General features: G+C 71.5%; 23 protein-coding genes, 5 tRNA genes and 1 pseudogene. 11 read left to right on the plus strand and 18 right to left on the minus strand.

The annotated features are described in order from the left end of the window. Positions 1-8: 8 nt before the first annotated feature. Positions 9-530: a DsbA family protein gene (locus tag DSC45_RS08535; protein WP_119288728.1), complete on the plus strand. Its 522-nt coding sequence runs from the start codon at positions 9-11 to the stop codon at positions 528-530. Positions 531-611: 81 nt separating this feature from the next. On the opposite strand, the gene DSC45_RS08540 is transcribed toward DSC45_RS08535, so the two are convergent. From DSC45_RS08540 to DSC45_RS08550, 3 genes are read right to left on the minus strand one after another with little or no spacing between them, the layout of a single operon-like run. Next, positions 612-1442, minus strand: coding sequence for a GNAT family N-acetyltransferase (locus DSC45_RS08540; RefSeq protein WP_119288730.1), 831 nt, complete (start codon positions 1440-1442; stop codon positions 612-614). Positions 1443-1483: 41 nt separating this feature from the next. Beyond that, entirely contained in the window at positions 1484-2305 is an 822-nt protein-coding gene (locus DSC45_RS08545) for an aminotransferase class IV (protein ID WP_119288731.1), read from the minus strand. Continuing rightward, a complete protein-coding gene (locus DSC45_RS08550) occupies positions 2302-3354 on the minus strand; it encodes a chorismate-binding protein (protein WP_119288733.1) in 1053 nt (350 codons plus the stop codon). The genes DSC45_RS08545 and DSC45_RS08550 overlap by 4 nt, the downstream gene beginning before the upstream one ends. A 433-nt stretch (positions 3355-3787) precedes the next feature. Here DSC45_RS08550 and DSC45_RS08555 point away from each other — a divergent pair, with 433 nt between their 5' ends. The 7 genes from DSC45_RS08555 (at position 3788) to DSC45_RS08590 (ending at position 6114) form a co-directional block, all read left to right on the plus strand. Then, a complete protein-coding gene (locus DSC45_RS08555) occupies positions 3788-4360 on the plus strand; it encodes a hypothetical protein (RefSeq protein WP_162929171.1) in 573 nt (190 codons plus the stop codon). Positions 4361-4566: 206 nt separating this feature from the next. Further along, a complete protein-coding gene (locus tag DSC45_RS08560; RefSeq protein ID WP_119288737.1) occupies positions 4567-4905 on the plus strand; it encodes a hypothetical protein in 339 nt (112 codons plus the stop codon). 753 nt (positions 4906-5658) lie between these two features. Next, a tRNA-Gly gene (locus DSC45_RS08570) sits at positions 5659-5731 on the plus strand. A gap of 35 nt (positions 5732-5766) precedes the next feature. Continuing rightward, positions 5767-5840 (plus strand) — tRNA-Cys (locus DSC45_RS08575). Between the two features lies 1 nt (position 5841). Further along, positions 5842-5916 (plus strand) — tRNA-Val (locus DSC45_RS08580). A 21-nt stretch (positions 5917-5937) separates the two neighbouring features. Next, a tRNA-Val gene (locus DSC45_RS08585) sits at positions 5938-6009 on the plus strand. Between the two features lie 33 nt (positions 6010-6042). Continuing rightward, positions 6043-6114, plus strand: a tRNA-Val gene (locus tag DSC45_RS08590). A gap of 50 nt (positions 6115-6164) precedes the next feature. On the opposite strand, the gene DSC45_RS08595 is transcribed toward DSC45_RS08590, so the two are convergent. From DSC45_RS08595 to DSC45_RS08610, 4 genes are all read right to left on the minus strand, one after another. Beyond that, positions 6165-6473 carry a TFIIB-type zinc ribbon-containing protein gene (locus DSC45_RS08595; RefSeq protein WP_119288741.1) on the minus strand — a complete coding sequence of 103 codons (309 nt, stop codon included), beginning with the start codon at positions 6471-6473 and terminating at the stop codon, positions 6165-6167. Between the two features lie 69 nt (positions 6474-6542). Further along, on the minus strand, positions 6543-7451 hold the full coding sequence (locus DSC45_RS08600) for a phosphotransferase family protein (RefSeq protein ID WP_240434562.1): 909 nt from the start codon (positions 7449-7451) through the stop codon (positions 6543-6545). 265 nt (positions 7452-7716) lie between these two features. Further along, positions 7717-7923 (minus strand): hypothetical protein, encoded by a 207-nt coding sequence (locus DSC45_RS08605; RefSeq protein WP_119288745.1) that lies wholly within the window; start codon positions 7921-7923, stop codon positions 7717-7719. 186 nt (positions 7924-8109) lie between these two features. Further along, positions 8110-8379: a hypothetical protein gene (locus DSC45_RS08610; RefSeq protein WP_119288747.1), complete on the minus strand. Its 270-nt coding sequence runs from the start codon at positions 8377-8379 to the stop codon at positions 8110-8112. Positions 8380-8611: 232 nt separating this feature from the next. Here DSC45_RS08610 and DSC45_RS08615 point away from each other — a divergent pair, with 232 nt between their 5' ends. After that, a complete protein-coding gene (locus DSC45_RS08615) occupies positions 8612-9922 on the plus strand; it encodes a serine/threonine-protein kinase (protein ID WP_119288748.1) in 1311 nt (436 codons plus the stop codon). Here DSC45_RS08615 and DSC45_RS08620 read toward each other — a convergent pair. The 10 genes and pseudogenes from DSC45_RS08620 to DSC45_RS08665 form a co-directional block, all read right to left on the minus strand. Continuing rightward, positions 9871-10668: pseudogene (locus tag DSC45_RS08620) on the minus strand (MOSC N-terminal beta barrel domain-containing protein); the annotation flags it as partial. The gene DSC45_RS08615 and the pseudogene DSC45_RS08620 overlap by 52 nt on opposite strands. Positions 10669-10738: 70 nt before the next feature. After that, the gene (locus DSC45_RS08625; RefSeq protein WP_119288750.1) at positions 10739-11602 is read right to left on the minus strand and encodes a TrmH family RNA methyltransferase; all 864 of its coding nucleotides are present in this window, start codon (positions 11600-11602) and stop codon (positions 10739-10741) included. Positions 11603-11667: 65 nt separating this feature from the next. Continuing rightward, on the minus strand, positions 11668-12912 hold the full coding sequence (gene cobA, locus DSC45_RS08630) for a uroporphyrinogen-III C-methyltransferase (RefSeq protein ID WP_119288752.1): 1245 nt from the start codon (positions 12910-12912) through the stop codon (positions 11668-11670). 238 nt (positions 12913-13150) lie between these two features. After that, a complete protein-coding gene (cobT, locus tag DSC45_RS08635) occupies positions 13151-17026 on the minus strand; it encodes a nicotinate-nucleotide--dimethylbenzimidazole phosphoribosyltransferase (protein ID WP_240434563.1) in 3876 nt (1291 codons plus the stop codon). A 1896-nt stretch (positions 17027-18922) separates the two neighbouring features. Continuing rightward, positions 18923-20128 carry a precorrin-6y C5,15-methyltransferase (decarboxylating) subunit CbiE gene (gene cbiE / locus DSC45_RS08640; protein WP_119288753.1) on the minus strand — a complete coding sequence of 402 codons (1206 nt, stop codon included), beginning with the start codon at positions 20126-20128 and terminating at the stop codon, positions 18923-18925. Positions 20129-20278: 150 nt separating this feature from the next. After that, positions 20279-20917 (minus strand): GNAT family N-acetyltransferase, encoded by a 639-nt coding sequence (locus DSC45_RS08645; protein WP_119288755.1) that lies wholly within the window; start codon positions 20915-20917, stop codon positions 20279-20281. 166 nt (positions 20918-21083) lie between these two features. Then, on the minus strand, positions 21084-21920 hold the full coding sequence (locus DSC45_RS08650; protein ID WP_119288757.1) for a MetQ/NlpA family ABC transporter substrate-binding protein: 837 nt from the start codon (positions 21918-21920) through the stop codon (positions 21084-21086). 54 nt (positions 21921-21974) lie between these two features. Next, positions 21975-22709: a methionine ABC transporter permease gene (locus DSC45_RS08655; protein ID WP_119288759.1), complete on the minus strand. Its 735-nt coding sequence runs from the start codon at positions 22707-22709 to the stop codon at positions 21975-21977. Beyond that, positions 22706-23752 (minus strand): methionine ABC transporter ATP-binding protein, encoded by a 1047-nt coding sequence (locus tag DSC45_RS08660; protein WP_119288761.1) that lies wholly within the window; start codon positions 23750-23752, stop codon positions 22706-22708. Before DSC45_RS08660 ends, DSC45_RS08655 begins: the two co-directional genes overlap by 4 nt. A gap of 391 nt (positions 23753-24143) precedes the next feature. Beyond that, complete coding sequence (locus DSC45_RS08665; protein ID WP_119288763.1) at positions 24144-24788, minus strand: HAD family hydrolase; 645 nt, start codon at positions 24786-24788, stop codon at positions 24144-24146. 69 nt (positions 24789-24857) lie between these two features. Here DSC45_RS08665 and DSC45_RS08670 point away from each other — a divergent pair, with 69 nt between their 5' ends. Together DSC45_RS08670 and DSC45_RS08675 are read left to right on the plus strand one after the other, a co-directional pair. Further along, positions 24858-25217, plus strand: coding sequence for a hypothetical protein (locus tag DSC45_RS08670; RefSeq protein WP_119288765.1), 360 nt, complete (start codon positions 24858-24860; stop codon positions 25215-25217). 1 nt (position 25218) lies between these two features. Continuing rightward, positions 25219-25746, plus strand: coding sequence for a hypothetical protein (locus DSC45_RS08675; protein ID WP_240434539.1), 528 nt, complete (start codon positions 25219-25221; stop codon positions 25744-25746). 4 nt (positions 25747-25750) lie between these two features. Here the strand turns inward: DSC45_RS08675 and DSC45_RS08680 are convergent, their stop codons facing one another. Continuing rightward, entirely contained in the window at positions 25751-26254 is a 504-nt protein-coding gene (locus DSC45_RS08680) for a GNAT family N-acetyltransferase (RefSeq protein WP_119288767.1), read from the minus strand. Positions 26255-26269 lie beyond the last annotated feature (15 nt).

The raw sequence follows: 26269 nt of genomic DNA on the forward strand, positions 1-26269 counted from the left end.
CTGACGGCATGACCGACTCCTCCCCCACGCACCCCGTCACCCTCGACGTCTGGTGCGAATTGCAGTGCCCGGACTGCCGGGATGCCCTCGACGACATCCGCGCGCTGCGCACGGCCTACGGCGACCGCCTCGACCTGCGCCTGCGCCACTTCCCGCTCGAGAAGCACCGGCACGCCTTCGCCGCCGCCCAGGCCGCCGAGGAGGCCGTCGAGCAGGGCCGGGGCTGGGACTACATCGAGGCCGTCCTGGCCAGGGTCGGCGAGCTCGACGGCAAGGGCGAGGCCCTGCTGGTCGAGGTCGCGGCCGAACTGGGTCTGGACGCCGAGGAGTTCGACACCGCACTGGTGGACGGCCGGCACATTCTGATCGTCGACGCGGATCAGGCGGAGGGCAAGGCCATCGGCGTCACGGGCACACCGACGTACGTCATCGGCGGTGAGCGTCTCGACGGCGGCAAGAGCCAGGAAGGGCTGCGCGAGCGGATCTCCGCGATCGCGGACCGGCTTCTCGCCGACGACGGCCCGGCCTGAGGCGCTGGGGCCTGAGGGCCTGAGGGCCTGAGGGCCTGAGGGCCTGAGGGCCTGAGGGCCTGCCGGAGAGCCGTACGCGGCCTAGACCAGGTCCTTGTAGAAGTAGTGGGTCAGCGCCTGGTAGCCGAGGGATTCGTACAGGCACAGGGCCGGGACGTTCCCGGCGAAGACGTTGAGGCCTAGGACGTCGCGGCCCGCCGCCAGCACCTCGGACTCGGCGAGGAGCATGAGCGAACGGCCGTGGCCGCGCCCGCGGTACCGCTCGTCGACCTTCACGTCGTAGACGAACGCCATCGCGTCGTCGAGCGACACCCACAGGGTGCCGACCGCCTGGCCGGCCGAGTCCTCCAGGACCCGCAGGACGATCCCCGGGGTGTGCAGCCCCTCGGGCATCAGCCGGGCATGGTCGTGCTCGGCCTTGGCCCGCGCCTCGGCCTCCGGGACACCGCGGTCGATCCAGCTCCGCGCATACGAGTTCCGGCCGGCCTCGCGCCAGTGCACGTACTCCGCCTCGGTCATCGGTCGGCCGCGGCTGCCGTCCGGCAGCGCGACGGGCTCGTCGGCCGTGAGTGGTTTGGACATCTGCTGGTTGCGCTCGGTATAGCCGAGTGCCTGGGCGAGCGACAGGGCGGCCGCCGCGTCCGCCGGCACCGTCGTCTCCACCCTGCGGCAGCCCCAGCCTCTGAGCACCTCTTCCGCGGCGAGCGCGGCCACCGTGCCACGGCCCCGCCCGCGGTCGGCGTCGTCGATCCGCAGCGCAAGGATCCGGCCCACCTCCGGCCCGAACACCTCGTGCGTGGCGAGCTCCGTCTCGCCGACCGCGCGGCTGTTCACACACACCTCGTAGCGGCGGGAGCGGACTCGTTCGTCGGACTGCTGGATCGGCCCGGTCGGCCGCAGGGTCGTGGTCATCGTTCGTTTTCTACCCACTGCGGCGGCGGCAGTCATCCGGTTTACGGGTCGAGGTCGTTCCCCGCGCGCTCGTCGAAGATCCGCATGGCCTTCGCGGTGACCGGCCCGGCGACGCCGGGCAGTTCGCGACCGTCAACCCGGTGCACGGCCTGGACGTCACGCAGCGAGGAGGTCAGAAAGACCTCGTCGGCGCGCTCGAGCACGTCCAGCGGCAGGTCGGTCTCGCGGGCGCCCGTCCACTCCACGGCCAGGGCGCGGGTGATGCCGGCCAGCGGGCCCGCCGACAGGGGCGGGGTGTGCAGCACGCCGTCGAGTACGACGAACACATTGGACCCCGTGCCCTCGCAGAGACTGCCGGCGGTGTTCGCGAACAGCGCCTCGCTCGCGTCCTGTTCACGCGCGCGGGCCAGGGCGACCACGTTCTCGGCGTACGACGTGGTCTTGAGACCCGCGAGCGCGCTGCGTTCGTTGCGGGTCCACGGGACGGTGACGACGGCCGTGCTGTCCGGCCGCCGGGTGGCCTCGCCGAGGGCCACGACCAGCGTGGTGCCGGTGTTTCCGCGGTCCGAGCCGAGCGGCGACAGACCGCCGGTGTAGGTGATCCGGAGCCGGCCGAGCGGCATGGGGTTGGCCTCGAGTACGGCGGTGCAGGCCGTGCGTACCTCGTCGAGGTCGGGTGCCGGCAGACCGAGTCCGGCGGCCGAGCGGGCGAGGCGGTCGAGGTGCCGGGACAGGGCGAAGGCGCGGCCGTCGATCGCCTTGGCCGTCTCGAAGATGCCGTCGCCGACGGTGAGTCCGTGATCGAAGACGGAGACGAGGGCCGCGTCCTCGTCCCGCAGTCCATCGTTGAGCCAGATCTTCACGTTCGGATCCCTCCGCCTTGCTGGTACGAGCTGTACTGGGCCGATGCTACGGCGAGCAGACGCGACGCCTTGAGTTCGGTCTCGCGCCACTCGCGTTCCGGATCGGAACCCCAGGTGATCCCCGCACCGGTGCCGAACCGCAGCAGCCCCTGCTCCCGGTCCGCCCAGAACGTCCGGATACCGACGGCGAGTTCGCCGCGTGCCCGATCGGCGTCGACCCAGCCGATGCCGCCGCAATAGGGCCCGCGCGGGGCGGTCTCCAGGGACTCGATGATCCGCAGCGCGGACGACTTGGGGGCGCCGGTGACGGAACCCGGCGGGAAGGTGGCCGCAAGGAGCTCGGCCCAGCCGGTGCCTTCGGCGAGTTCGCCGCGTACGCAGGACACGAGGTGGACGAGACCGGGGTGCTTCTCGACGGCGCACAGGTCCGGGACGGTGACCGATCCGGTGGCGCAGACCCGCCCCATGTCGTTGCGGACCAGATCGACGATCATGACGTTCTCGGCGTGGTCCTTGTCGAGGAGGTCCTCCTCGGTGCGGCCGGTCCCCTTGATCGGGCCGGACTCGACGACTCTGCCGGAGCGGCGCAGGAAGAGTTCCGGCGAGGCGGTGGCGATCTCGACGCCGTACGCCGGGAGCCTGATCGTGCCCGCGTACGGCGCCGGATTGCCGTGCGCGAGCAGCGCGGTGAGGTCGTCGATGTCGGCGGCGGGTGCCAGTTGCGCGCACAGCACCCGGCAGAGGTTGGCCTGGTAGACCTCGCCCGCCGCGATGTGCCCGCGGATGCGTCGCACTCCGCTCACATACGCCTCGCGATCGAGCGACGACGTCCAGTCACCGACCGCCGGGCCCTGCCAGCGACCGGGGACGATCTGCGGAGCCGGTTCGGCGGTGACCTTCCCGAAACGTGCGCAGACCAGGCGCCCTTCGAAATCTGCGGACACGGCCCAGAACCCGTCGGAGTCCAGGGCAGCGGGGTCGTTGGTGACATCGCGCAGATCGGTCGCGACGAAACCGGCGAAGCGCGCGAGGGAGGGTTGGTCGAGCACGCATGCGAGTGTAGAACCGTGCCTTGAGTCCATCCCGGGCCGCTGTCGGCACAGCACGCTGCGTCAACGCGTTCCGAGCGACTCGACCCGCTCGCCCACCAACCCAGCGTGCGGGGCGATCGTGGGGGGGGCGCGTCCGTGGCTGCGCCTGGCAGGGGGATGCCGGGCGTGAGGTGCCCCCTCAAGGTTCGTGATCTTTGGCACCTACGGTGCTGTGATGCCGTCTGGTGCACGGTACGTGCCAGACGGCATGGGTGCGCCCGCCCTCCCAGACGGGGCACTCGCTAGTCGCTCGCGATCCACTGTCGCCGCAGCCTTGGGATCTCCACTCCCTCCCGACCACGTTCGTGGCGAACAACGTCGCGGCGTAGGAGGCCGGGTCCACCGGTGGGTGCGTGGCAGCGCACGCCCACGCCAGGACACAAAATGCCGCATGTCAGCACACATGACACGGTTGATCCACGGAATCGAGCAACGGGTGGACAGAGGTGACGTCGTGGCCCTCGTCAGGCGCGGGAAGCAGAACGCATCCAGAGCAGCCATCCCCGCGTGGGGTGCGGACGCCGCACCTCAGGTCCTGCACGAAGGGCCTGGCCGCCCTCTCACTCCGGAAGAGCGTGAAAACGCCTTTGACCACTGCATCGGCAATCTGATCGCCCAGGGGTGGACCGTGCTTCACCGCAAGCCCGGTGCGGCACTCATAGGCCGGGACACGCCCGTGACCGGCGGAGGCCAGCTGGCCGGGGCCGCCACCGCCGGCGTGGGAGTAATGAGCATGATCGGCGGCTTCCTACTCATGGCCATGGGCGGTCTGCTGACACTGACAATCATCGGAGCGATCATCGGAATCCCCATGATCATGGCTGGCGTAGCCGCCGTGGGCGGTGGCGCGGCTGCGGGCGCCGCTGGGGCCGCGGGCGGCATCGCCGCCAGAGCCGGCACGATGACGTACCGCCGCCAAGTGTGGATCGATGAGACCGGCCGCATTTACGTCAAGTGGACTTGAGGCCGTAGGCGAGGACACCAAGGCCATGAGCGGCGTGCCCGACAGCAGTCATCGGCGGGCTCGCATTGGTCAACCGCATCTCGGACGAGGTGGGCACCTACGTGACACGCTTCGCGCACGCCGGACGGCCGTCCGCTCGGCATCCTCACCGCCTACTCCTACAAGATCGGCGACGGGTGCTTCACTGCCAAGGGCATCGAGGTCAAATGCGGTTGATCGAAATCCACGCCGAGTACGTGGCCGAGTACGTGACCGTCAAGGACAGCATTGAGCAGTACCTGACGGAAACCGACCGCGGAACGCTGCGCCTCTTCGACGTTGTCGAAGAGGACGAAGCAGTACGGCTCGACATCGCTATCGATCTGCACGGCGATACGGCCCGTCGCATGGGTTCCGGGACGTACAAGACGTCCGTGGTGATCGTGAGCCGCGATGACGGTGGCGGCGAACTGGGCGCGTCGATGGAGTCGGGCCTGCTCCACACGTCCGTCGTCGAGGATCTGGAAACGGCCGGTCGGCCCGGCTACCCCGGCGGCTCCCGGTGAGCGACACCCGATCCACCGACCGGTCCATCCGCTCTGGCGAGCGGGTGTACCCGTAGCTACGGGGGGTTGAGGTAGCACACGTCCAACGAGCGTGACGGCATGGTGCTGTTGGAGGTTGCCCCGCGGCCGAGGGCTTCGCGACCGCTGGATACGCCTTTGAAGCGTCGCGAGCGGGTGCATGAGGCGATGACGGCCGTGCCCGGGCGCTGTACGGAAACTGAAGCGCTGCCGCCACGGCGGACCGCCGGGCCGTGGGACCGAGCCGGTGTTCATGAGCGTTTCGTTGTCCAGGCGGTGAAGTAGCGCCCGAGTTGTCGACCGCCTGCCCTACGACGTACAGGACGGTGAAGAGCAACGTCCCAGGGTGAGCCCCACAGGGCTCGGATCAGGAACCAGCGCCAGGAGGGTGCGGCCTCAGCCGGCATCCCACATCACCATCCGTGACGCCTGAGGACTCTGCGCGATCGCGCGCAGGTGAGCGGAGGTCAGCACCGAGGCGCGATGTAGCGGTGACCGAGCGGCTGCGCGGTGAGATCCGGTGGACGATGCGGGAGATGCACTGCCTGGCGCAGCTGTTCGGCGTGAGCCACGAGGCCCTGTGTCATGGACTCGCCTGGCTCGACGACATGGACGTCGAGCGGGTACGCGAGCGGGTCCACCCTGCGCTTTCACACTCAACGCGTTTTTGTGCTGGCTCCGTAATCCGCTAGAGTTCAACTCGTCGCCGGGACGCGAAGCGCCTCGGTCGGACAGGCGGACGTAGCTCAGTTGGTAGAGCGCAACCTTGCCAAGGTTGAGGTCGCGAGTTCGAACCTCGTCGTCCGCTCGAAGTGGGGGATCTTCCCGAACCCCTACGCTCCTGGTGGAGTGGCCGAGAGGCGAGGCAACGGCCTGCAAAGCCGTCTACACGGGTTCAAATCCCGTCTCCACCTCCAAGGACGATTAGCTCAGCGGGAGAGCGCTTCCCTGACACGGAAGAGGTCACTGGTTCAATCCCAGTATCGTCCACCACCCGGTACGCTTACGGGCCCCGCGCGATTAGCTCAGCGGGAGAGCGCTTCCCTGACACGGAAGAGGTCACTGGTTCAATCCCAGTATCGCGCACGCAGTTGCCACGATCCCGGTCGTGGTTCCCGAGGACGATTAGCTCAGCGGGAGAGCGCTTCCCTGACACGGAAGAGGTCACTGGTTCAATCCCAGTATCGTCCACCGCACGAAGAAGCCCCCGGCGCTCGCCGGGGGCTTCTTCGTGCTCGGGCTCAGGAGGAGAAGAGCATCCGGCCGAAACCCTTGTTGCGGTAGTGACCGTGCTGCCCGTGATGCATGCCGTGGTGGCCGCCGTACGGGGCTCCCCAGGCAGGCGGGGGCGGTGCGGCCTGGTAACCGGGAGCGGGGGCCGCCGGTGGTGCGGGCGGCGGAGCCTGCTGGGCCCACTGCGATTCGAGCCGGGTCAGTGCCTCCAGTTCGCCGTAGTCGAGGAATATCCCCCGGCAGCCGCCGCACTGCTCGATCTGGACGCCGTTGCGGTTGTACGTCTGCATCGGCGCTCGGCACTTGGGACACTGCATGTCGGGCTCAACTCCTCGCCATGGGCAACAGGTTCACCGGTACGGGTTCCGGCTTCCGTCCCCGGAACCTTAACCGGGAGATCCGGTCTCCAACTCCGCGCGGAGAGCGGCCATTCGGGAACACGAGTCGACCAACGCCTCCTCCACCTCGTCCAGCTCACGGCTCCCCGCGGCCGCCTTGGCGACGGCGGTCGCCGCGGTCTGGACCGTGAGTGCGCGGGCGGGTACGTCGAGGGCCGGCCAGGGGTCGTCGGCCGGCGGCACGGCCGGGCCGTCGGCGGCTCGATAGGCGTCGAGGAAGCGGGCGAAGTCCTCCGCGGGCAGCAGGCCGGACGCGTACCAGGCGGCGGGACGCGCCAGGTCCCAGGCGGGTACGCCGAGGCCCAGGTCGTCGACGTCGATGAGCAGCCAGGAGGCGGTCTCGTCGGTGGTGCGTACGAGCTGGCCGAGGTGCCAGTCGCCGTGGCAGAGCGCGGGTGGTCCCGGCATGGGGGCATCGGCGCGGGCCCAGGCGGGGAGGGCCGACCAGGCCTGCTCGACCGCCTTCGCTGCCGGACCGTCGCCGGTCAGGCGCATCCGGTTCAGGGCGGCGGCCGCCTTCCGGGGCCCACGCATGGAAGGAAGCGGGCCCGGGAGCCGGGAGACGTCCGTGCGGTGCAGGCGGGCGAGGAGTGTGCCGGCGACGCTCCAGGGGGCGTTCTCGGGCGCGGTGGGGTCGACGGGGGCGCCGTACGGCCAGCAGGACACCGGGCGGCCCTCGAGCGCGGTGACGGGAGCGGGCAGCGGGTGCAGCGTCACGCCGGCGAGCGCGGGACGGGCGGCGACGGCGATGCGGGCGGTCAGCCGGAGCGGGTCCGCGGTGGGGGCGTGGGCCTTCGCCACCACCGGTCCGTGGCGGACGACGGTGCCGTCCGGGCGGTCGGCGAGCACCGCCCGGCGCACGGTGCAGGTGCACTTCTCGCGGTCCGGGTGCGCCAGCGCGCGAGCGGCGGCCGCCAGGTCCCGCTGGAGGGTACTCGTCACGGCTCCCCCGCCGTAGATCGGACTTCGCGGTGAGCCTACGGGGGCGGGGCGTCGACGTGTACCTCGCGAGCTGCCGCGAGGAGGAGCCGCAGGGCACAAAAATGCTCGCGCAGCTCCCCAGCTGCGCGAGCATTTGTGCCGTCCGCCGCACCCCCGTCCCCACGGGGCCAACTGGCCGGATGTCCCCGCCCGGACCGCTCTTCCGGGCCTGGGGCGCCGCTCAGCGCCCCAGCATCACGCCCACGGACGACGCTTGTGTGACCACTGCTTCCCAGCCGCCGAAGACGACTACGAGCAGGGCCGCCAGGGGAAGCACCATGGCTGTCGCCACGAGCGGGTGACGCGTACCGGACTGGCGGCCACCGAATGCCGCCTGTGCCTTGCGTCCCCGTGTGCGGATCATGGTCCGCGTCGCTGTGTCGGCCATGGTTCCTCTCCTGTCGTCTGGCAGCGGCGGGTGTCTGACCTCGGGGGACGAGTGCTGCACCCGCCGCTTGACAACAAATCTAGGCGGACCGGGCCCTTCGGGCGTCATGCCCTCGTACCGATTGCCGGGCCTCCTGCGGGATGACCCCTGACGTGGTCGTGTACTCCCCTGGGTGGAGAAGTGGACCTAGGACTCGGGGTCTTCCCCGAGGGGTCGGCGCGCCGCCGTCTCCGCGGGGTCCTCCCTCGGGACCGGCTGTTCGACCAGGGCGAGGACTCTGTTCGCCATGAAGCGGGCCGTGCGGACGACCGATCCACTGCGGGTGACTTCGCTCACTTCCACCACGCCGCGGCGTACCGCGGTCTCCACCCGGCGGCCGGCCCGCCCGGCCACCACCTCGTACGTCCGTGTCGTGTCGCCCGCGTCCACGACTATCTCCACGCGGTCACCTTTCATGGCGTCAAACCCCCTTCTGCGGCGGAGCGTTGGAGCTCCGGCCGCGGCCCGTCACCGACGTGCCCGCCGGCTTCCCTGACCCTGGGTCAATTCTCCTACGGGGCACTGACAATCGATCGGTCGGCGAAGGCGCGGCCTCTGCACGCTCCCGGCCGGGGAAACGTAAGCTGTGGCTCGTCAAGCGGTCAGGGAAACAAGGGCAACCGGGCACCAAGGGCGACAGGGATTCAGCATGGCGATGATGCGGCTCCGGCGCGAGGATCCGCGTGTCGTCGGCTCGTTCAGGCTGCACCGCAGGCTCGGTGCGGGCGGTATGGGTGTCGTGTATCTGGGCTCCGACCGCCGCGGGCAGCGGGTGGCGCTGAAGGTGATCCGGCCCGATCTGGCGGAGGATCAGGAGTTCCGTTCGCGGTTCGCCCGCGAGGTGTCCGCGGCCCGACGGATCAGGGGTGGCTGTACGGCGCGCCTGGTCGCCGCCGATCTCGAGGCCGAACGCCCCTGGTTCGCCACCCAGTACGTGCCCGGCCCCTCACTGCACGACAAGGTCGCCGAGGAAGGGCCGCTGTCGGCGGCCGAGGTCGCGGCGGTGGGTTCGGCCCTGTCGGAGGGCCTGGTCGCCGTGCACGAGGCCGGAGTCGTCCACCGCGACCTGAAGCCGTCCAACATCCTGCTGTCCCCGAAGGGGCCGCGGATCATCGACTTCGGTATCGCCTGGGCCACGGGGGCCTCGACGCTGACGCACGTGGGTACCGCGGTGGGCTCTCCCGGGTTCCTCGCGCCGGAGCAGGTGCGCGGCGCTGCGGTCACTCCGGCCACCGATGTGTTCTCGCTCGGGGCGACGCTCGCGTACGCGGCGATGGGTGACTCCCCGTTCGGGCACGGGAGTTCGGAAGTCATGTTGTACCGCGTGGTGCACGAGGCCGCGCAGCTGCGGGGAGTTCCGGACGCGCTCGCGCCGCTGCTGAGCGCGTGTCTGGCCAAGGATCCCGAGGAACGGCCCAGCACGCTGCAGTTGTCCCTGCGGCTGAAGGAGATCGCGGCGCGGGAGGCCCACGGGTTGACCGACACCCGGGCCCCTGCACCGCGGCGCGAGGGTGACCGGCCGTCCTCCGGCCGGCTCACCGAGGAGCACACCGAACCGCAGATCCAGCGGCGGCCGTCGGCCACCGGTACCCAACGAGCCGCCGGCGCACGCACCGGGCAGCGCCCGCCGGCGCAGCGGAACACGACGCGTTCGGGTCGCCGTCCTGCCCCGCGCAGCGGAGCCGGGCGGCCCGCTCCCCGGACCACCGGCACGGGGCGCAGAGTGCCGGCGAATCCGCGGCTGCTGCGGCAGCGTCTGGTGGTGTTCGTCGTGGTGACCCTGCTGGTGGCGCTGGGGATCGCGGCGGCGCAGGGTTGTCAGGGGCCGGCCGAGGGGCTCGGCCGTTCGGACACCTCCGGGAACCGGGGTGTCGTCGTGGGGGGTTCGGCGGCCAACTCCCCTGCGGTGACGACTGGTTCGTCCCCGACCGATATCCGACCCGGCCTCAGCACCGAGTAGTTGGCGCTGAAGATGACCCCTCCGGAGGGCGCGCGCCGGTAGGCGGCGAGGGTGCGCAGGGGTTCCGGCCCCGCTTTGGCTCCGGATTCCTGGTCGACGAGGGTGACGGCGCAGCGTACGACGTGTTTGGCGAAGGCCAGCGTTGACCCGCCCAGATCGATCCGGCGGACGCTGTCCTCGCGGTGCGCTTCCCAGCCGTCCACGACGATGTTGGGCCGGAATCGGCTCATCGGCAGCGGTGTGCGGCCCCCGCGGACGATGCGGGTGTTGAGGGCGTCGAGGGCGGCGCGGGAGATGAGGTTGACCGCTCCGCTGTCGGCCCAGCCGCAGGTGCCCGGAGTGAGTCCGTCGGTCTGCCGGTCGTGCTCGGGCGGTACGCGCACGAGGCGGCTCTCGGCGCGGAGCGTCTCGGAGAGCCAGTCGGCCGCGTCCTTGCCCTGGTCGATCCCTCGGTACCAGTTGTCGAACAACTCCACGTCGCAGCGCGGTGATTCGATGTCCACGCCGATGGTGAGGGGCTCGATGCCCGGAGCGTTCAAGGTCAGGCGGGTGCCGTCGGGGCTCGGCTCGGGGCGTATCAACGCAAGCCGTGGGTCGCGCCGCTGGCTGCGGTAGACGCCGCCCGGGCCGACGACCATGAAGCTGCGGTCGTGCGCGAGGCCCGCGGGGGTGAGGTGGGTGCGCTCCGACGAGAAGCCCGCGCATCCCTTGACGGGGTAGGTGATCAGCTCTGTGACGGCGGCCATGCGATCACGGTAAGCCCGGGCACTGACATCGCGGGGGTGGCCCCGCCTCGCCGCCGACGGCGGACTGGGCTCAGGTCCCGTGTTCGGGCTTGAAGCGGGTCGCGTAGAAGGCGACCGCGGAGGCGGCGGCCACGTTCAGGGAGTCGACGCCCGAGTGCATCGGGATCCGGACGTGTTCGTCGGCGGCCATCAGGGCGTCCTGGGTGAGGCCGTCGCCCTCGGTACCGAAGATCAGCGCGAGCTTCCGCGGGTTCCGTTCGGCCAGTTCGTCCAGGCTGATGGCCTGTTCGCTCAGGCAGAGCGCCGCGGAGGTGAAGCCGGCGCGCCGCAGCAGTTCCGCGTCCTTCGGCCAGAACTCGAGCCTGGTCCAAGGGACTTGGAAGACGGCACCCATCGACACCTTCACCGCGCGCCGGTACAGCGGGTCGGCGCAGCGTGGGGTGAGGAGCACGGCGTCGACACCGAGGGCCGCCGCGTTCCGGAAGGCGGCGCCGAGGTTGGCGTGGTCGACGATGTCCTCGAAGACGGCGACCCGGCGCACGGTGGGCCGGGGCGCGGCCGGGGCGCCGGTGTCCTCGCCGGGCACTCCGAGAAGTTCGGCGGGGCCGGGCAGCGGCCTGCGCTGCATCGAGGCGAGGGCGCCGCGGTGCACGTGGTAGCCGGTGACGCGTTCGGCGAGCTCGGGGCTCACCGCGTAGACGGGGGCCGGGAGTTCGTCGATGACGTCGCGCATCACATCGATCCACTTGGCGGAGAGCAGCATCGAGCGCATCTCGTAGCCGGCGTCCTTCGCGCGCCGGATCACCTTCTCGCCCTCGGCGATGAACAGGCCCTCGGCCGGCTCGCGCCTGCGGCGGAGCTCGACGTCGGTCAGGTTGGTGTAGTCGCCGAGCCGGGGGTCGTCGGGGTCTTCGACAGTGATGAGGTCGGACACAGGGGTGATACTGCCTTGTCGTGCGATGGGTGCCAACGGGGCGTACGAGATTTGGTTACCTGCGGTTACCGATCTCCTCCGTGGCTCGCCCCGACCTCGACGACGTCGCCGATGACGATGACGGCAGGCGGCCTGACCTCTTCGCGTACGACCGCCTCGGCGACGGTCGCGAGGGTGGCGTCCACGCGTCGCTGGGCGGCCGTGGTGCCCTCCTGGACGAGGGCCACCGGTGTGCCCGGGGTGCGGCCGCCGGCGATGAGGGCGGCCGCGATGGCGCCGATCTTGTCGACGCCCATCAGGACGACGAGCGTGCCGCGCAGTCGAGCGAGGGCGGGCCAGTCGACCAGCGAACGCTCGTCGTCCGGCGCCACGTGCCCGCTGACCACCGTGAACTCGTGGGCGACCCCGCGGTGGGTGACGGGGATACCGACCGCGCTCGGCACGCTGATCGAGCTCGAGATGCCGGGCACCACGGTGCAGGGGATGCCGGCCTCGGCGAGTGCCTGGGCCTCCTCCATGCCGCGTCCGAAGACGAACGGGTCGCCGCCCTTGAGGCGTACGACGGTTCGGCCGGCCTTCGCGTGCTCGATGAGGGCGTTGTTGATGGCCTCCTGGGCCATGAAGCGGCCGTACGGGATCTTCGCCGCGTCGATCACCTCGACGTGCGGCGGGAGTTCGGCGAGCAGGTCGCGCGGACCGAGGCGGTCGGCGATCACCACGTCGGCCTCGGCGAGCAGCCGTCGGCCGCGGACGGTGATCAGGTCGGGGTCGCCGGGTCCGCCGCCGACGAGCGCGACTCTGGGGCCTTCGGGCGCGGTGCGGTGGTGCGGCGCCACCAGGGTGCCGTCGCGCAGTCCCTCCACCACGGCGTCCCGTACGGCTGCCGTGTGGCGCGGGTCGCGGTCGGCGAGCTCGGTGGTCAGGACGGCCACGGTCACGCCTGCGGTGCTTCCGGTGGCGGGTGTCAGAGCGGTGGCGACGTCCGCGTTGTCACTGCGTACGCACCACACTCGCTGTGCCTCGGCCTCCGCGGACGCCGCGGCGTTCGCCTCGGGGTCGCCGGTGGCGATCAGGGCGTACCAGGCGTCGGTCAGGTCTCCCGCGGCGTAGCGCCTGCGGTGCCAGGTCAGCTCGCCGGTGTCCGCCATGGCCTCCACGGACGGGGTCGCGGAGGGCGATACGAGCACCACGTCGGCGCCCGCCGCGAGCAGGGCGGGCAGACGGCGCTGAGCCACCTGCCCGCCTCCGACGACCACGACGCGGCGGCCGGCGAGACGGAGTCCTACGGGATAGGCGGGGTGTGCTGCCATGGCGGTCGAGGCTCCCGGGTGCGGCTGGGCTGCGGCCGCTGCGACGGTGGAGCGGCTCTTGACGTGCGGATACGGAGTGCGGGTCCACGATACGGCGCGTGGTCGACGAGGTCCTGCCCGGTTCGGGTCGCGCGCAGCGGCTGTCGTGCTCCACGCGCGCGTGGAGCACGACAGGGGGCGGTTCCTGGCCCTCCACGCGCGCGTGGAGGGCGTTTGCGGTGCCGTCAGGCCGGCTCTGCTACTTCTCGGTGACGCCTGCCGAATCGAAGGTGGCGACCTCGTGCATGGCGCGCGCCGCGCTCTGCACGATCGGCAGCGCGAGGAGTGCGCCGGTGCCCTCGCCGAGCCTCAGGTCCAGGTCGACCAGGGGACGCAGGCCCAGCTTGGTCAGCGCGGCGACATGGCCGGGTTCGGCGCTGCGGTGTCCGGCGATGCACGCGGCGAGGACCTCGGGCGCGATGCCGCGGGCCACGAGTGCCGCAGCTCCCGCGCTCACCCCGTCCAGGATCACCGGCGTACGCAGCGAGGCGCCGCCGAGCAGCAGGCCCACCATCGCCGCGTGCTCCAGGCCGCCCACCGCGGCGAGCACGCCGATGGGGTCGGCCGGGTCCGGCTTGTGCAGGTCGAGGGCACGGCGTACGACGTCGACCTTGCGCGCGTGCATCTCGTCGTTGATGCCGGTACCGCGACCGGTGACCTCGCCCGGGTCGACGTCGCTGTACACCGAGATCAGGGCGGCCGACGCGGTGGTGTTGGCAATGCCCATCTCGCCGGTGAGCAGGGCCTTGTTGCCTGCGGCGACCAGATCGCGGGCGGTGTCGATGCCGACCTCGATCGCGGCCTTGACCTCCTCGCGGGTCAGCGCCGGACCGGTGGTCATGTCGTTCGTGCCGGGCCTGATCTTGCGCGGCAACAGGCCCGGTGTAGCCGGGAGTTCCTCGGCCACACCGACGTCGATGACGCAGACCTCGGCGCCGACCTGGTGCGCGAAGGCGTTGCAGACGGCGCCGCCGCCGAGGAAGTTGGCCACCATCTGGCCCGTCACCTCCTGCGGCCAGGCGGTCACGCCCTGGGCGTGCACGCCGTGGTCGCCCGCGAAGATCGCGACCGCGGCGGGCTCGGGCACCGGCGGCGGGCACATCCGTGAAAGGCCGCTGAGCTGGGCGGAGATGATCTCCAGCATGCCGAGTGCGCCGGCCGGCTTGGTCATCCGCTTCTGGCGCTCCCAGGCCTCACCGAGCGCCTTGGCGTCCAGCGGGCGGATGTTGCCGACGGTCTCGGCGAGCAGGTCGTGCGGCTCCTCACCGGGCAGCGCGCGCCTGCCGTACGTCTCCTCGTGCACCACCCAGGACAGCGGACGGCGCTTGGACCAGCCGGCGGAGAGGAGTTCGGGTTCCTCGGGGAACTCCTCGACGTATCCGACGCAGAGGTACGCGACCACGTCGAGGTGCTCGGGCAGGCCGAGGGTGCGCACCATCTCGCGCTCGTCGAAGAAGCTGACCCAGCCGACGCCCAGACCTTCGGCACGGGCGGCGAGCCAGAGGTTCTCCACGGCGAGGGCCGAGGAGTAGGGCGCCATCTGCGGCTGCGTGTGGCGGCCGAGGGTGTGCCGGCCGCCACGCGTGGGGTCGGCGGTCACGACGATGTTGACGGGGGTGTCGAGGATGGCCTCGATCTTGATTTCCTTGAACTGCTTGGCGCGGCCCTTGGGCAGGGACTTGGCGTAGGCGTCCCGCTGGCGCATGGCGAGTTCGTGCATGGTGCGCCGGGTCTCGGCGGACCGGATCACGACGAAGTCCCAGGGCTGCGAGTGCCCGACCGAGGGCGCGGTGTGCGCTGCTTCGAGCACCCGCAGGAGCACCTCGTGCGGGATGGGGTCGCTGCGGAAACCGTTGCGGATGTCGCGGCGCTCCCGCATGACGCGCTGTACGGCGGCGCGTTCGGCTTCGTCGTATCCGGGTGCGGGGGCGCCTTGTGGGACGGGGGCTGCCGGGGCGGCGTCCGTCGGGCGTGCGGGGTGTCCGCCCGCGTGGAGGGCGGCTTCGGGGGCACCGGCGGACTGCTGGGGGGCGGGCGCCTGGGGGGTGTTCACGTTCTTCGGGGCCTTCGGGTTCTGGGGGGTCGACCCGTCGGTCCGGGGGCCGTCGGCCGGGTCGTGCGCCGTCTTCGCTCGGGGACCGGCCGTCGCGTCCTCGTCGCCCTCGCGCGGGGCGGGCACGGCGGCCTCGGGTTCCTCGCGCAGTTCGATGGGCGGAACGACGAAGGGCACCGACTGCGCGGAGATCTCGTCGCCGAATGTGGCGGGGCGCTCCGGCGTCTGGGGCGCGGTCGCGGGTGCTTCCTCGGTCGCTGGAGTGGGAGTACGGGTCGGCTGCGCTTCGGCGGGGAGTTCAGCGCTTCGGGCTGCGAGCGGGTTTCCGGTGTGTGCTGCCTCGGGGGCCGTCGGTGCCTCGGCCGGTGTCTCGGCGGGGGCCTCGGTGGCGAGTTGAAGGGCCTGGGGCGGCGTGGGCACGAGGTGGGACTCGGCCGGTACCTGGCCCTCGGCCGGCACGAACTCCCCTACGGGCGGAGGACTTTGGGGGCCTTGCGCCGGGACCTGGGCCGGGGTGACGGAGGAGGGCACGTCGGTCGGTGCCTCGTCAGCAGCAGCGGCCTCGCTCGAGGGAGCCGCCGGGGATGTGGCGTCGTCGCCGACGGGGACGTCTGTCGCTGAGGCGTCCGCGACGGGCGTCTGGTCGGCCTGCGGCCGGGACGGCTGCGGCTGGTCGGCGGAGGTCGGCTGAGGGCCGGTGGGCGGCAGTTCAGCGGACTGGAATGCGGCGGCCTCGGGTTCGGCCGCTCGCTGTTCGGCAGCCTCAGGCGCCGCTTCAAGCGCGGTCTCCGGCGCCGGTGCCGTCTCAGGCGCCGGTTCCAGCGCGGTCTCCGGCGCCGATTCCAGGAAGGCGTTGGTGCGGGGAACTCGGGTCGCGGGGCCGGCGTGGATGTTCGCCGCGGCCCCGCGCGGGTCAGCCCCGTCGGACGCCGGGCCGTTCGGCTGCGCGGCGGCGGGCTGCTCGGAGTCCTGCGGCTGCGCGATCCGGCGGCGTCGGCCCGTACCTGCTTCGGGTACGGGAAGAGATGCCGGCGCCTCCTGGGCGGCCTGCGAAGCGTCGGCCGTCAGCTGCTCCTGACCGGCGTCCAGCGGCCGGCCGGAGTTCGCCTGCGCGTCGGGCAGTTGGGGCGCTACGCATCCGGGACCGACGGCCTCACCCGTCTCGGGCCGACCGGTGGAATCCGGCTGCTGCCCCTCGGAAGCCGGTCCGGGCTCCTGCACAGCGTCTGCCGTCCGCCCGGTCGAGGTACGACCGTGCTCCTCGCCGACCGCCTGGACCTGCGCCGGAACCTGGGGAGTCGAGACAGGTCCATCAGCGTTGGGCAGCACCCCTGCGCCCGCGTCCGGACTGCTCGGCGCCTCCGGCTCGACGACCGCCGGCTGCTCGTCGGAAGTCACCCGCACGTCAGCCACCTGCTCGGCCGGCAACGCCTGGGCCTGAGCACCCGGGCGACCGACGCCCGGGGCGTCCGGCTCCGCGTGGTGGTCGGCGGCCGGTGGCGCGATGCCTTCGACCGGCGCCCCGCCACCGGCCGCCACGCCCCCCGAATTCGCCTGCTGCACGCCGGATTCGGCCTGCTCCGGCCGAACGGCGCCGACGTCATCGGCCGACTCCGCCTCGGCCGGCTGCGCCCCGACTCGCTGCCGCTCCAGGTCCGTTGCACCCGGCCGAGCGTCGGCCGGGGCCTGTCGATCGGCCGGGTCGGCAGCGTGCACCTGCCCGGCCGGAGCCGCCGCCGTGTCGCGGCCGTCCTCCTGCGCACCGTCGTCCATGAGTACGGCGGGACCCGTGCCCGGGGCCGCGGGGGCAGCCCCGGAACGGCTCCCCGTCCGCTCGTCCGACGGGTGGTCGTCCTGGACGCCCGGGAAGTCGCTCTGCGCCGCCGGCCCGAGGGCGGGCTCAGACGCCTCCGCCTGCTCTCCCGCGGCGCTCGGGATGCCCTCCGCTCCTCCGACAACCTGAGCGGCGTCCGCGGCGCCGGACGCGCCGTTCGCAGCCTGAGCCCCAGCAGCTCCCGCCATCCCCGAAGCGTCCCGTTCGGACGGATCGCCCTGCACACCGTCGGACGGACCGCCGCCCTCGCCGCTGGAGGCCCCAGCACCCGACGCGACGGGAACCGTCCCGCCGAGCGCGTCCGCCTCAGCGCCGTCCGCGGACGACAGCGCTGTCGCGGTGGCCACCCGCTGTACCGCCGAAACCGCGGCGTCCGCTGCGGTCGCCGCATCCTGCACCGTGGCGCCCTCGGCGCCCCCCGGCTCCGTACCGGTACCTACGTCGGCGACCTGACCGGAGGGCACAGCCTCCGCCGCCGGAGCGCGGAGGAGGGAGACACCCCGGGCGGGCGCTGCCGCCGCTCCCCCGGTCGCACCATGCACATCGGGCGGCGCCACAGCACCGTCACCGGCCGCGCCTCGGACATCGACAACGTGCGCACCGGGCGCAGCAGCTGCCGTCGCGGGCGCCACCGCGCGAGGCACGCTCGCTCCGTCAGCGCCGCCCCGAGCGCTCTGCTCACGAACGACCGTTTCTGCGGGGCCCATGACCGGGTAGTCCTGCACCGGCGCCCACGGAGCGGCCGCAAGCGGCGGAATCGTCCCCAACTGCGGCCCGGGCAGCGGCGCACCGCGCAACGGTACGTCCAGGTACTCCGGTCCGCCGACGGTCGCCTCAGCACCGGCGTCACCCGCACCACCGCGCGCCTGCACGGCCGCGCCGCCGACGGCACCGGCACCCGCGGCGCCGGCCACGGCCGAACCCTCCGGCACCTGACCACCGCCCGGCCGTGCCCCGACCTGCGCGGCGGACGGCCCTGTCGCGGGCCCTCGATCGGCGAGCGAACGCACCGGGCTGCCCGTACCCGCGTTCCCGGGAACGGGCGGGCCCATGTGCAAAGGCCTCCGCACCGGCGCACCCTGACTCTGCCGCTGCGCATCCTGCGGGACTGCTGACGGCGCTGCCGACGACCGCGATGCAGCCCCCGGGCCGTTCCCGGCCGCCTGACCGATACCGCCGGCCCCCGCAGCCACGTCGTACTGCCCGGACGCCGCTCCGGGATGTCCCAGCGCTCCCGCGTCGCCCCCGGCGGCACGCACCGAACCGAGGTCCAGAGACCCGCTGTCCCGCCCCGACTCCTCGTGCGCACCGGCAACCGCCGCCGGGGCATAGACCTCGCCCGGCCAGTCTCCCGCCGGCGAAGGGTTCACACCCGCTGCGGCAGCCGCGTTCCCGACGCCGGCCGCGTTCAGACCCTCGTCGCCCGCGGCCGGTACCGGCTGCTGAGGCACCACCGACTGCGTCTCGGCCCAGGCGCCCTGTGCACCCGGCATCAGAAACAGATCGTCGTCGCCGCGCGCCGGAGCACTGCCCGGCACCGGAACGTCCCGCATGGTGTACGCACCCGGGATACCCGTACCCGGCTGCTCCACCGTGCCCGCGTCCTGAGGCAGTCCCTCGCCCGGGACCTGGCCGGTGTCGGTCATGCGTACCCCTCGCCCATTGGTCGTGCTCCACTTTCGGCCGACTCGCCCGGGGCGGCTCAGCGGCCACCCATGGACAAGAACGAGCGCGCGCGCCGTGCGGCACGAACAACCCGTCCGCAAGACGCCGAAGCGCCATGACGACAAAACGCCAAAACGCCGAGTCCATTGTCGTGGCCGCACTGGCATCACAACGGAAGATCCGTCACGACCCCGTTGTGGGCTGCGCCACGTTGCGCACCCGCCGGCCACTGCCGTACCACAGTCACCCCAAACCGGGCGCTCTTTCCGGGACATTGACGTACGAAACGACGAACGTCCGGGCGCAGTACAACGATCGGCCAGCCTACCGCGCGCACCCGTCGGGCAAGGGCACGGGGCGCATCGCCCCACCCGCACGAGGACGCGTCGCCGGCAGGGGCACAGGCGGCCGGAATCCGGTCAGGAGTCCGGTCGGTCCAGTTGGGCGGAGATCAGGAAGGCGACCGACCGGTCGCGTTCGGTCCAGACGCGGGTGTCCAGCTCGACGGACTGCAGCAGTGCGCACTCGACGACGTACCCGTGCTCGACCAGATCGCGGCCGATCAGCTCGGCCTGGTCCCGGGTCGCGGCATGCGTGACGATCCGCTCGGGACGCCGGTCGGCGACAGCTGCGACCACCGGAGCGCCGCCTCCGCCGATCCGTACGACATCCGGTTCCGGCAGGTCCTCGAGTACGTGCGGGGCGCTTCCGTGCACGACCTGCAGCTGCACCCCGAACCGGCGGGCGGACGCGGTGGTGCGGCCGCAGGCGTCGGCGTCCCGGTCGACGGCGATCACCGCGGCGCCGAACCGGGCGGCCTCGACGGCGTAGGCGCCGATTCCGCAGCCGATGTCCCAGACCAGGTCGCCCACTCGCGGTCCGAGGCGGGCGAGTTGGGCGGCGCGCAGCCGTTCGTTCTCGCCCTCGCCGGTGCCGCCGCCGTACGCCTCGACCGGCAGCGCCCAGCCGCGTGGTTTCGAGCCCGGGTCGCGTCCGGCGATCCAGCCGGTCTCGGCCGCCACCGGGCCGCCGATGACGATGACGACGTTGGGGTCGCGCCAGGAGCGGTCGGCCGCGTTGTCGGAGGTGATGACGCTGACCTCCTCGCGTTCCGTGCCGAGTTCCTCGCAGACCACGAAGGTGCGGTGCACCCCGGCGAGCAGCAGGGCGAGTTCGGCGGGGCCCGCGCCGGGCGAGGTGAGCACGGCGACCTTGCTGTGGGCTCGGCAGACGTTCACTGCGCGGCGCAGCGTGCGGCGGTGGGCCACGACGACCTGGGCGTCGTCCCACGGCATCCCGGCCCGGGCGAAGGCCTGGGCGACGGAGGAGACGGCGGGGACGACCTCGACCTCGAGGCCGTGCTCGGGCGCGCGCAGGGTCCGTACGACACCGAAGAAGCCGGGGTCGCCGTCGGCGATGACCACGGCCGTGCCGCGGTGTGCGGCGATTCGGCGGGCGGCGAGGCCGAGGCTGCCGAGCCGCACGCGCTCTGCGTGGGCGGGTACTTCGGGGAGTGCCAGATGGTGTGCGGCGCCCGCGACGAGAGTGGCGGCGCCGAGCGCGGCCCGTGCGGCCTCGGTCAGCGGTGGTCCGTCCCAGCCGATCACCGTCACGCGGTCGGCCATGGTCGTCAGTCTCCTGGTGGTTCTCGCCGGGCTTCCTGGGGGCTGCCGCACAGCCGACACCGGGAGCCTACCTGCCGGAACCGTTGCGGAACCCCGGGCCACCGTCGCACACCAGCTGCAACCAGGACGAACCCGCGGCGGGCCCAGGCGTCAGTTCCACTCCGGGAAGGACGTATACCCGGATGCCTCCGCGAACTGCTCACTGACGCCGTCGAGGTCCTCGGGCAGCAGGCTCCAGACGATGAGGTCGGTACGGAACTCGCTCCACACCCCGGCGCCGTCCCTGGCGCGCGCTATCCAGGCGCCCCTGAGCACTCCCTCACTGATGCAGCCGATCTTCTGCGCGACCTGCTGGGCAGCGGTGTTGTCGGCGGCGGTGCGCAGTTCGACGCGCTCGAAGCGCTGGTCGTCGAAGAGCCACTGCACGGCGGCGAGTGCGGCCTCGCTCGCGTACCCCTCACCGCGCGCCCAGGGGGCGACCAGATAGGAGAGTTCGGCGGAACGCACCCGCCAGTCGGTGTGGCTCAGGCTCACGACGCCGACCAGCCGCTGGGTGAGGAACTCGGTGACGGCGAAGACGATGCCGTGCCCCTGGGACCGCTCGGCGGGTGCCTGCCGGGTGATCCACGCCTGTGCGTCGTCCCGGGTGTAGGGCTGCGGGACCGTGGTCCAGGAGGTGATCAGCTCGTCGTTCATCATCTCGGTGCAGGCGTCGACGTCCACGTCCTCGAACGGTCGCAGCACCAGCCGATCGGTGCTGATGGAGATGTCCGGGAAGGTGGTCGTCATCGCGCCGCTCCGTCACTACAGGCTGCTGAAGTGCCCCAGCATGCAGCATGCACGCGTACAACTGCACCACGGGGCCCGCACCTTCGCCGGTGCGGACCCCGTGGTAGACGGCTTCGAAGTGAGCGGTGCGCGGGGCGCGTTCGGCCGCCGCGTACTCGGTGTCCGCTCAGAACGACGGGAGGATGGCGCCGTCGAACTCGTCGTCGATGTACTTCTTGACCTCGGGCGAGTTCAGCAGCTTGGCGAGCTTCTTCACGCGCGGGTCATCCTCGTTGCCCTTCTTGACGGCGAGGAGATTGGAGTACGGGTTGCCCTTCGCCTTCTCCTGGACGATCGCGTCCTTGGCGGGGCTGAGCTTGGCCTCGACCGCGTAGTTGCCGTTGATCACCGCGGCGTCGACGTCGCCGAGCGAGCGCGGGACCTGGGCCGCCTCGAGCTCCTTGAACTTGATGTTCTTCGGGTTCTTGGCGACGTCCTTCGGGGTGGCGGCGTTGCCGGCGCCCTCCTTGAGGGTGATGACGCCGTTGTCGTCGAGGAGCTGGAGGGCGCGGGCCTCGTTGGTGGTGTCGTTCGGGACGGCGACCGTGGCGCCCTTCTTGAGGCCGCCGAGGTCCTTGGTCTTCTGCGAGTACAGGCCGAGCGGCTCGAGGTGGACGTCGACGACGGGGACGATGTCCGTCTTGTTCTTCTTGTTGAAGTCGTCGAGGTACGGCTTGTGCTGGAAGAAGTTGGCGCCGACAGAGCCGTCCTGGGTGGCGGTGTTCGGCAGGACGTAGTCGGTGAACTCCTTGACCTCGAGGTCGAGGCCTTCCTTCTTCGCCAGGTTGTCCTTGACGTAGCCGAGGATCTTGGCGTGCGGGGTGGGGCTGGCTGCGACGATCAGCGGACCGTCCTTGTCGCCGGCGGCGGAGTCCGAACCGGAGTCGGAGCCGCAGGCGGTGAGCCCGAGGGTGAGGGCTCCGGCAGCGAGGACAGCGGTGGTGATCTTGGCGGTGTTACGCACGAAAAGTGCCTTTCTCCATGGGTGGTACGACCCCGAAACGGGTGTCGGGGCGTTTCAGGAAGCCTTGGTGGGCTCTGCGGCGGCCGGTGCGGGGGTGCGCAGCAGCCGCAGCCTGGGAGTGGTGGAGCCGCGTCCGCGCCGTGCGAGGGCGCGGGCCGCGAAGTCTCCGGCGAACTGGATGGCGGAGATGACCACGGCGAGCACCGCCACGGTGATCCACATCATCCCGGTCTCGAAGCGCTGGTAGCCGTAGCGGATGGCGATGTCGCCGAGTCCGCCCGCGCCGACGGTGCCGGCCATCGCGGAGTAGCCGATGAGCACGACGATCGTGGTGGTGGCGCTGGAGATCAGCGAGGGCAGCGACTCGGGGATCAGGACCTTGCGTACGACGGTCCAGGTGTTGCCGCCCATCGCCTGCACGGCCTCGACGAGCCCGTGGTCCACCTCGCGGACCGCCGTCTCGACCAGCCGGGCGAAGAAGGGGATGGCCCCGATGGCGAGCGGCACGATCGCGGCTTCGACGCCGATCGTGGTGCCGGTGATCCAGCGGGTGAACGACATCAGGGCGACCATCAGGATGATGAAGGGCATCGACCGCGCGATGTTCACGATCTGCCCGATCACCTTGTTGACGACCGTGTTCTGCAACTGGCCGCCCCGGTCGGTGAGGACCAGGAGCACGCCGAGCGGAAGGCCGCCGACGACGGCGATCAGGGTGGACCACCCGACCATGTACAGGGTGTCCCAACATGCCTGTTCGAGCAGGGGCTGCATCTCCGACCAGGTCACTTGGCGCCCTCCTTGACGAGCTGGGGTGCGGCTTCGCCGTCGCGGCCGGCCACCTCGACCTGGAGGCCCTGCTCGCGCAGGAAGCCGATCGGCACCACGTTCTCCTCGAAGCGTCCGGGCAGTTCGATGCGCATCCGCCCGACCTGCCGGCCGGCCACGGTGTCCATCGCCGCACCCAGGATCGAGATGTCGATGTTGTACGTACGGGAGAGCTGGGAGATGACCGGCTGGGTCGCGGCCTCGCCGTGGAAGGTCACGTCGACGACCGTCCGCTCCTCCCCGGACGCCTCGCCGCTGACCGGGAAGAGCGCAGCGGCCAGTTCGGAGCCGGGAGTGGCGAGCAGTTCGTCGACCGTTCCGGACTCCACGATCCGGCCGTGCTCCATCAGGGCCGCCGAGTCGCAGATGGTCTTCACGACGTCCATCTCGTGCGTGATGAGCAGGACGGTGAGACCGAGCTGGCGGTTGAGGTCGCGCAGGAGCTCCAGGATGGAGCGGGTGGTCTCCGGGTCGAGGGCGCTGGTCGCCTCGTCGGAGAGCAGCACCTTGGGGTCGCCGGCCAGCGCGCGGGCGATGCCGACGCGCTGCTTCTGGCCGCCGGAGAGCTGGCTCGGGTAGCTCTTCGCCTTGTCGGCGAGGCCGACCAGGTCGAGGAGCTCGAGTGCCTTGCGGCTGCGCTCGCGGCCGGTCTTCCCCAGAATCTCCAGGGGAAGTTCGACGTTGTCCTGCACGGTCCGCGAGGACAGCAGGTTGAAGTGCTGGAAGACCATGCCGATACGGCTGCGCGCCTCGCGCAGTTCCCGGCCGGCCCGGGGGCCGCGGCCGGCGAGCGCGGTGAGGTCGACGCCGTCCACGGTCACGGAGCCCGTGGTGGGCTTCTCCAGGAGGTTGACGCAGCGGATGAGCGAGGACTTGCCGGCGCCGCTCTGGCCGATGACGCCGTACACCTCGCCCTCCGGCACATGCAGGTCGACGCCGTCGAGGGCGGTGACCTCGCGGCCGCGAGAGCGGTAGACCTTGGTCAGGCCCGTAGTGGTGATCACTGGGTTTCCGTCACTGTCGAGTGCGCGGCGCAGAGTGCACCGGGCACGGGGGCGTTCGTCTTCTTCGGCGCAGGCGGAGTGCTCCCCGGGGTTCACGGCGGGGAAGGCGGTCGGCGCGCATGCGCGGGGCAGGCTCGGTCCGACGGGTGCTGCGGTCCGGACACGGCTCGCGTTCTCGCTTCGGGGCGCGAGGCGGTGGTGCGGGGGCCCTCAGAAGGCGCGCATTCGACACATACAACGAGCACCGGGCGCGGTGTACGCCTCGGTCGCAGGGATGCGGTTGCTCGTCGTGGTCATGTCCCCCAGTAAAACAGACAGCACGACGAGCCGATCAACGCTGTCCGCATAACGGACGCGAGGTGCCCGGCATCCGGACGCCCCGCTCGGAGCCTCAGGCCCCGGCGGTGATCTCCAGACCGTCGCCCGTGACCTGCACGGACACCGCGGACAGGTCGGGTACGACGACATCGGCGGTGAGCTGGTCCGCGCGGTGCGTTGTGGTCAAGGCCACGGTCCGCATCCCGGCCGCACGTCCCGAGGCGAGCCCCGCGGGAGCGTCCTCGAAGACCACGCAGCGCGCCGGGTCGACACCGAGACGCTCGGCGGCGAGCAGGAACGGCTCGGGGTCGGGCTTGCCGCGGGTGATGTCGTTGGCCGCGATCATCACCGGGAAGTCGATGCCGACCTCGTGCAGCCGGGCTGCGGCGAGCGGGCGGGTGGCGGAGGTGACGACGGCCCAGCGGTGGGCGGGCAGCGGCTGCAGGAGTTCCTTGGTCCCGGGCAGCAGCACGACGCCGCCGGGTACGTCCTCCACCTCGAGGCGCTCGATACGGGAAACGGCCTCGGGCACCTTGTCCACGGGGAGGACCTCGGCGAGGATCTCCGCGGCGGGGCGGCCGTGCAGATCGACCGAGGCCATGGCCTCGGTGACGCCGTACTCCTGCGCCAGACGGGTCCAGCAGCGGTAGACGGACTCCATGGAGGAGATCAGGGTGCCGTCGTTGTCGAACAGCAGGGCTTCGGCATGGATCTTCATGATGCTCGACCCTACGGGCAGCCCGAGGCCGCGCGCATCGGGCCATGTGTCCCGTAATAGGCTCACGGCATGCTTGCTGCCCTGACGTTCGCGACCGGTGTGGCCGCGCTCGTGCTCGCCGCGTGGTGCGGTTTCGCGGCCTACCGCGACCAGCCCACGAAGGACTGGCACTTCATCGGCATGGCCGTGGTGTCCCTGCTCGCTGTCGCGCAACTGATCGTGGGCATCGTGCAGTTGGCGCGGGGCGAGCAGCCGGAGCAGGGCACCGTGATCTTCGTCGCCTATCTCGTCGGATCCGCTGCGTGCATTCCGGCGGCGGGCTTTCTGTCGCTGGCCGAGCGCACCCGCTGGGGCTCGGTGACGGTGGCCGCGGGCGCCGTGGTGCTCGCCGTGCTCGAAGTCCGGCTGCACGACATCTGGGGAGCCTGAGATGACCGACGGACCGGCGGAGCCCGGTATGGCCGACGAATCGAACGTGGCGGGGGCGGCCGACGGCACGAGCCCGCAGGGTGAGGCCGACGGGCAGCGCGGCACCGGCCGCTCGCGGCTGATCACCGGCCCCGGTCTGCTGCTGCTCTGGCTGTACGGAGTGATGGTGGTCGGCGCCCTTTCACGCTCGGTGTACCAGATGTCCACCGAGCTCGACCGGGCGCCGCTCGCCTATTCGCTGTCCGCGCTCGCGGCCGTGGTCTACGCGTTCATCACGTACACCCTGGTCCGCGGCGGTGAGAAGGCCCGCAAGGCCGCCTTCGCGTGCTGTGCGGCGGAGCTGGCCGGGGTGCTGATCGTGGGCACCTGGACCCTGGTCGAGCCCTCCGCGTTCCCGGACGCCACGGTCTGGTCCGACTTCGGGATGGGGTACGTCTTCATCCCCGTCCTGCTGCCGGTGACCGCGATGTACTGGCTGCGGAAGGCCAGGAACCAGGCGCTCGCCGCCCAGGGCGGGCAGCACACCTGACGCTTCAGGCGCTCGCCGCGTACTCGGACGGAGCGGCCTCCTTGGCGAGCGTGATCAGGGTGAGGCGGCCACTGACGACCTCCGTGGAGACCGGGGCGTAGCCGTGCTTGCGGTACAGCTGCAGGTTGTTCTCGCTGCGGTGGCCGGTGAAGAGCTGGAAGCGCTTGACCGACGAGGAGCCGCCGAGGCGTGCCTCGATCGCGATCAGGAGCCGTCCGCCCAGGCCGTGCCGCTGCATCCGGGGATGGACGACCAACTTGTCGATCCGGGCGGTGCCGTCGGTATCGACGCTGCCGCGTACGGCGGCCACCACCTCGTCGCCGAGCCGGGCCACCAGCACACCGCCGGCGGCCAGTTCTCCCCTGATGGAGTCGAGCGGCTCGGTGAGCGGCTCGATCGTGTAGTCGCCGTACAGTTCCGCCTCGCTCTGGTAGCAGAGGAACTGCAGCTTCAGGATCTGCTCGGCGTCCTGCTCGGTCGCCGCAGAGATGGTCACGCTCATGCCCATGTGTGCATGCCTCTC

This window comes from Streptomyces sp. YIM 130001 (assembly GCF_003574445.1).
In the GTDB taxonomy this organism is placed as follows: Bacteria; Actinomycetota; Actinomycetes; order Streptomycetales; family Streptomycetaceae; genus Streptomyces.